Annotated in this window: 4 protein-coding genes; 1 reads left to right on the top strand and 3 read right to left on the bottom strand. The window is 34.6% G+C overall.

All coding sequences use genetic code 11. The annotated features are described in order from the left end of the window. Positions 1 to 469: 469 nt before the first annotated feature. Positions 470 to 3,355, bottom strand: coding sequence for a type I restriction endonuclease subunit R (locus AW17_RS22810; RefSeq protein ID WP_029280528.1), 2,886 nt, complete (start codon positions 3,353 to 3,355; stop codon positions 470 to 472). Then, the gene (locus tag AW17_RS22805; RefSeq protein ID WP_029280526.1) at positions 3,356 to 4,255 is read right to left on the bottom strand and encodes an Abi family protein; all 900 of its coding nucleotides are present in this window, start codon (positions 4,253 to 4,255) and stop codon (positions 3,356 to 3,358) included. On the opposite strand from AW17_RS22805, the gene AW17_RS24380 reads away from it, so the two are divergent. Continuing rightward, complete coding sequence (locus AW17_RS24380) at positions 4,255 to 4,512, top strand: hypothetical protein (RefSeq protein WP_157280406.1); 258 nt, start codon at positions 4,255 to 4,257, stop codon at positions 4,510 to 4,512. The two genes, AW17_RS22805 and AW17_RS24380, sit on opposite strands and share 1 nt — an antisense overlap. Before the next feature lie 166 nt (positions 4,513 to 4,678). Here AW17_RS24380 and AW17_RS22795 read toward each other — a convergent pair whose 3' ends face one another. Beyond that, the gene (locus AW17_RS22795) at positions 4,679 to 5,605 is read right to left on the bottom strand and encodes a tyrosine-type recombinase/integrase (protein WP_029280522.1); all 927 of its coding nucleotides are present in this window, start codon (positions 5,603 to 5,605) and stop codon (positions 4,679 to 4,681) included. Between the last annotated feature and the right edge of the window lie 280 nt (positions 5,606 to 5,885).

Here is a 5,885-nt window from a genome sequence, read left to right as displayed (position 1 = left end):
ACCGTTTATTCAGGGTTTAAAAAACAGCGGAAGACAGGAGAAAATACGATAGCAATTAATTTTTTCTTCATTGATGAGTACAGTTAAAATATGAATTAATCTTTAGCTTAATCCTTCATGGATGATGTGAACAGATAAGACTTTTTAAATATAAAAATAAAGGGTTGGTAAAAGATGATTACGTTCTTGTTCTTTTGCACTTATTGTCTAATGCTAACAGATAAATCGGTTTTAACTTGTCGATCTTTATCGCCCTGTTTTCTTTTAGTGAGGTGTTGCATGTTTCGGAAGCGATTTTGCGATTCTAACGGCTTCGATCCTATCGGGTGTGGTGGGTTTTGTGTTTCTGAAGGGAGTGAAGAGTTGATGTTAATGGATAGCTACAAGATTTTATTCATATCGTTGTTTTTTCTTTCGAAAAGCTATCTTTTTATGATATACTTTGAGTTTTGTTAGATTAAATCAGCTATTACCCTACCATTCCATTAATAAATGTTTCTACAAAATCCTTGATGCGCAACAAAATTCCATCCCTTCGTTTCTTACGTTGAAGAATACTCGGTTTCTCCCCTTCAATCAAGTCTAACAAATCATCCGTCAATGGTTCTCTCTCGGCAAACAGATAATCTTCTATTAGCCTCTCTGTTTTTTCTTTAGATAGCTTTTCCTCATCAATTAATTTCTCAAAGGCCTGCTTTTGTTCTTTGTCCCAGAATTTATCAAACTCTCCTGTAACCTCATCCGTATCTTCAATTAAGGGCAGATTTTCTTCAATAAAGCGTTCGATCAATTCACGCTTACTACGTAAAGTAGTTTCGGTTGATAACAAATTTGCAATCTCTCGTTTGGTCTTTTCGTCATCACCTTTATTGGCAGCTTTAAGTTTAATCAGCAGTTGGATAATGTAGGTGACATTAATTTCATCACGATGGATGAGTTCCAGTTCAAAATCTACATCATCTAAAATGGATACTTTTTCTTTGGCATGTTCCTGTTTTACCTTATCGTATAAGTCAAGATATTTGCTTTTGAAATCTTCAAACTCCTGTTCGCCCATTTGTAAGTCGTCCCAATTAAAATCAGCGAACGATGTCATGATGTTTTTGATGCGCATGACATTCCTAAATGCCCTTACAAATTCAAGTTCTTCTTCTTCTGTCACCAACTCACTTACATCGTCCGGAAACCTTGCAATTGAAATTAGCTTTTCATAAGCTTTTTCAAACTCTTGGGTATAATCTTCATAAGGTTGCATAATGATGACTTCAATTGCATCCTTATTACTAAAAAGGGTTATTGCTTCGTCAGTTCTGTTTTTTAAATTACGGAAAGCAACAATATTGCCTTGCGATTTTTGCTCATTCAATATCCTATTGGTACGCGAATAAGCCTGTATTAAACCATGGTATTTAAGGTTTTTATCTACATAAAGCGTGTTTAAGGTTTTACTATCAAAACCTGTTAAAAACATATTTACCACTAGCAAAACATCAATTTTACCGTCTTTTATCTTTGCAGAAATATCATTGTAGTAATTATAAAAGCTTTCGCTGTCTTTAGTGCTGTATGCACTACCAAACATGGCGTTATAATCTTCAATAAATTCGTCTAACTTTTCTCGGCTATGCACTTGCAAACCGTATAATGCTCTTGGTTCTTCCACCACCGAAACTTCTTCTGGTATAAAACCATTCGCTTCTGCATCATCTTCGTTACTGGCATAACTAAAAATGGTGGCAATTTTTAAATCATGAGTACCCTCTATTTTTCTACGTTTAAAAATTTCGTAATACTTAATCAAGGTTTTAACACTATCCACGCAAAACATAGCGGTAAAGCGTTTGTTTTGTGTTTTACGGTCGTGATGAGCAATAATGTAATCAGCTATTTTGATAAGCCGCTTGGGGTCTTCCATCAACTCTGTGGTATCAATATCTTCCACTTCAATGTCAATAGCCGTTTCCCTGCCATCTTTATGTTTGTATCTACCTACATATTCTACCGAAAACTTCAATACATTTTCATCACGAATGGCATCAGTGATGACATATTTATGCAAGCAATCTTCAAACAAATCTTTAGTGGTACGTTTGCCTAAATCATTTTTATTGGCATTATCTGCAAAAATTGGTGTACCCGTAAAGCCGAAGAGCTGACTATTGTTAAAGAATGATTTAATGCGTTGATGGGTATCGCCAAATTGGCTACGGTGGCATTCATCAAAAATAAACACGATACGTTTATCTTTTAAATCAGCCATTTTGCCTTCATACTTCAATTTACTAATAGCAGTATTTAGTTTTTGTATGGTGGTTACAATTAACTTTGAGTTTTTATGTTCGCCTTTTTTATCAATATAATTGTCAGTAAACTGCTTAACCAGGTTACTGGTATTATCTGCTCCATCTATACTCCCCTCTTGAAAACTATTGAACTCCTTAGTCGTTTGGTAATCCAAATCCTTACGATCTACCACAAATACTACTTTATGAATTTGTGGCAACTTCATTAAAATCTGACTGGCCTTAAAGGAGGTTAAGGTTTTTCCAGAGCCTGTGGTATGCCAGATGTAACCATTCTTGGCTGTATTTTTCACCCTTTCAATTAAAGCCTCAACAGCATAATATTGATAAGGGCGCAATATCATGGGTATTTTATTGGCTTCATTTAAAACAACATACTTGCATATCATTTTGCTGATATGACAAGGCTCTAAAAAGGCATCAGTAAAACCTTCCAGCAAATTGGTAACTCGTTTATTTTGTATATCTGTCCAATAGAAAGTTTGTTTAAAATCTTGGTAGCGATTATTGGCGAAATATTTTGTATTCACACCATTGCTAATTACGAATACCTGCACATATTGATACAAAGCGTAATTGGCATTAAACGAATGCCTCTGGTAGCGATTAAGCTGATTAAAAGCCTCTTTCATTTCCAAACCACGGCGCTTTAATTCTATCTGAACTAATGGCATGCCATTAATCAGCAAAGTAATATCATAGCGGTTTACATACTTACCTTCTTGTGTAATCTGGTTGGTTACCTGATACTCATTTTGACACCAATGCTCTGTGTTTAAAAACTCAAAATATAAATTATCGCCGTTATCGCGAACAATATGTTGTTTTTGACGTAAGGTTTTCCCTTTTTCGAAAACCGTACCCTTATTCAAAATGTTAAGCACCTTATCAAATTCCGCTTCAGAAAAATTCACCTTATTGTGTTTCTCTAACTGCAGCTTCAAATTGCTAATAAGTGCCTGTTCGTTAACTATAGTGATATAATCGTAACCTAACTTTTGCAAGTTGGCGATTAACTGCTCTTCTAATATTTGTTCGGATTGTTTAGCCATTTAATTCCAAAGTGCTTCGTTTTCCCAGTTTACTTTAAAACCTAAAGCATTGGGATCTACGGATGGATATCTAGTTAATAATTCTTTCATCTTTAACGCAAATGAATTCTCTGGCGCTATAATATTAAGCATATATCTAATGATACACAAGTGAAGATATAGCTTTTGAGTATCTGTAGGAACATCAACCAGCCATCTATGAGGCGGTCTAGACAATATTTTCGGAGTTCCCGGAAGATTCTTATTCCATAGCCTGCTATGATGCGCACAATAATTTCTTATTTGCGCAATAGACTGTAACCAGCTCGGTAAATAGGTATGATTTACGGCTCCCAATTCTTCGGCAATAGTATCTTTTGATTTGATGGTATTTTTAAGATTGCCATACAGTTTAGAAAGTGAACCAAAACTTGTCATCTCCAAAGATTTCCAAGCTGGCGGAAACCTTAAATCTTCTTTATACCTTTTTTTATGTTCTTTAATAAAAATATCTTTTGAACGTTCAATCTCCTCTTTCAAATTGGCAAGCGTTTCTATAAGCGCACCGCTATCCTGAAATATAGCTATATTCTGAAACCACCAGGGATCAAACTCATGAGACAAATGATAAATTAATTTTGTTCGTAAACTAATTTCTATTTTTTCGATAGCATCGAAAATTAATATTCGTAATTCCCTATCAAAATTATAAAGATGGATTACATCTTCAAACTTACTATTTTCTTTAAATTTATGCTGTTCTTTATCCGCTTGCATAGGCCACCAGTAGCCCGCTAAACGGTAATAACTTACATGTGAAAGATAATGTGCTGCCAATACCTTATCTGCAATAACCAATCCTCTTTCTTGAAGTTGCGCAATATGCTCATCAATAGTAAATGCATTTTTGTTATAAATCATTGGCGATAATATTACAAAAGGAAAAACCCTCTAAAAATGCCTTGATTAACATATTAGAGGGATTACTATCAGTTATTGAAAAGTCTACAAAAGCAAAAGACCCGCCCTGGGACGCTGTTCTGATGGGTAGCGTGGCGAGTACTGTTAGTGCAAATTTAGTATCTTTTTTTGGTATAATAAAATATACTATAATATTTTTTATAAAAGTAAATATTGGCTTATTTGGATTAGCCAGTATCTTCACTGAAAATATTTGATTAGGCAATTTGAGCATTTTTTCGATTGAACGAATATAATGTATTTATACAAATAAAAAATTACGGGATACCATAAAATTCCGATTCAGCAAATAACTGTAGGATAACAAAACCCTACAGTCCATTAATTTGCTTAGTCCTAATTCAGACTTTAAGCTTTTGACATTTATCGTAGTCCCTTAAACATCTGGTCTATTGCCTTCTTTTTTTGCTCTAAATTTGGGTGTACATATAAGTTTAAAGTAGTGGTAATGTTAGAATGGCCCAACAATACGCTTACCGTTTTATAATCGCAATTACTCTCTATACACCTTGTAGCAAAGCTGTGGCGCAAACCATGGAACTTTAGTTCAGGCATATTTAGCGATTTCATTAAGTTCTTATAATAAGCCCTGTAGGTGCGAGGCTCGGTAGGCTTCGAATCGTTAGTAAGCACGAAGAAAGATGAGTTTACAATCTTTTTAAAAGGCTTAAGCATTTTCAACAAATCTCTGCTCATTGGAATTTCCCTAATGGAGTTTTTGGTTTTTGGAGTATCTAGTATCAATTCGGTTTTACGCAAACCATCTTCAACCAAATAAATACGCTGAATGGTCTTGCTCACATTGATCACACCATTATCGGTATCGATATCCTCCCAAGTAAGCGCACAAACTTCGCCGATACGTATACCTGAACTTAAGCAGATATAAACGCCTAAATTTTTGAAAGTAAAGTGCTCTTGTATATATAGCATCATCTTTTTCTGATTGGCTCTACTTAGCACTTCTAAATTATACTTTTCTCTGTCTGTAGGAAACTGAATATCAAAAGGCAGATGTGTTATCCATTGATGTTTAGCGCCAAATTTGAGCACCATTTTTAACACAATTAAAATGTCTTTAATGGTTTTCTGACTTAAGCCCTGTTCCAATTTTTGCAATACAAAGGCCTGTACTTGGGCTTCTTCGATTAAGGCTTGTTCTCCAAAGACAGGCAATAAATGGTTTTCGATAAGCAGTACATAAGCCGAAAAACTCGATTTCTTCACATACTGTTTTTTGTCGGTTTTCCATAGTCCTACTACTTCTACTAATGTTTTTTGTTCGTTCATTAATGTTGATTTTAAGTTTTAAACCAAAAGGTAATGAAATGATGTAATTTATCACTGAGATTTGGGATTTATACGTATTCAAATTTAGGAGTCTGGATGTTATTTGTTTTAGGTTCCAAATTTGAGATTTCCAGGGTTTGAGGGAGAATGGGAACAAAGAATACTGTCCGATTTAGGAGATTTTATTGGAGGTGGTACTCCTTCATCATCTAATTCCAATTTTTGGAATGGAGATATTCCATGGATTTCATCTTCAGATCTAGTTGAAGACAACATCCAT

It is taken from the genome of Pedobacter borealis DSM 19626, from assembly GCF_000708285.2.
Taxonomy (GTDB): Bacteria; Bacteroidota; Bacteroidia; order Sphingobacteriales; family Sphingobacteriaceae; genus Pedobacter; species Pedobacter borealis.
Note: the sequence above shows the minus strand (reverse complement) of the source record. Positions and strands in the feature narration are given on the sequence as shown.

What these genes read in the sequence shown, in the direction of transcription:
- AW17_RS22805 (WP_029280526.1), bottom strand. Translation starts at nt 4,255, where the DNA reads ATGATTTATAACAAAAATGCATTTACTATTGATGAGCATATTGCGCAA.
- AW17_RS22795 (WP_029280522.1), bottom strand. Translation starts at nt 5,605, where the DNA reads ATGAACGAACAAAAAACATTAGTAGAAGTAGTAGGACTATGGAAAACC.
- AW17_RS22810 (WP_029280528.1), bottom strand. Translation starts at nt 3,355, where the DNA reads ATGGCTAAACAATCCGAACAAATATTAGAAGAGCAGTTAATCGCCAAC.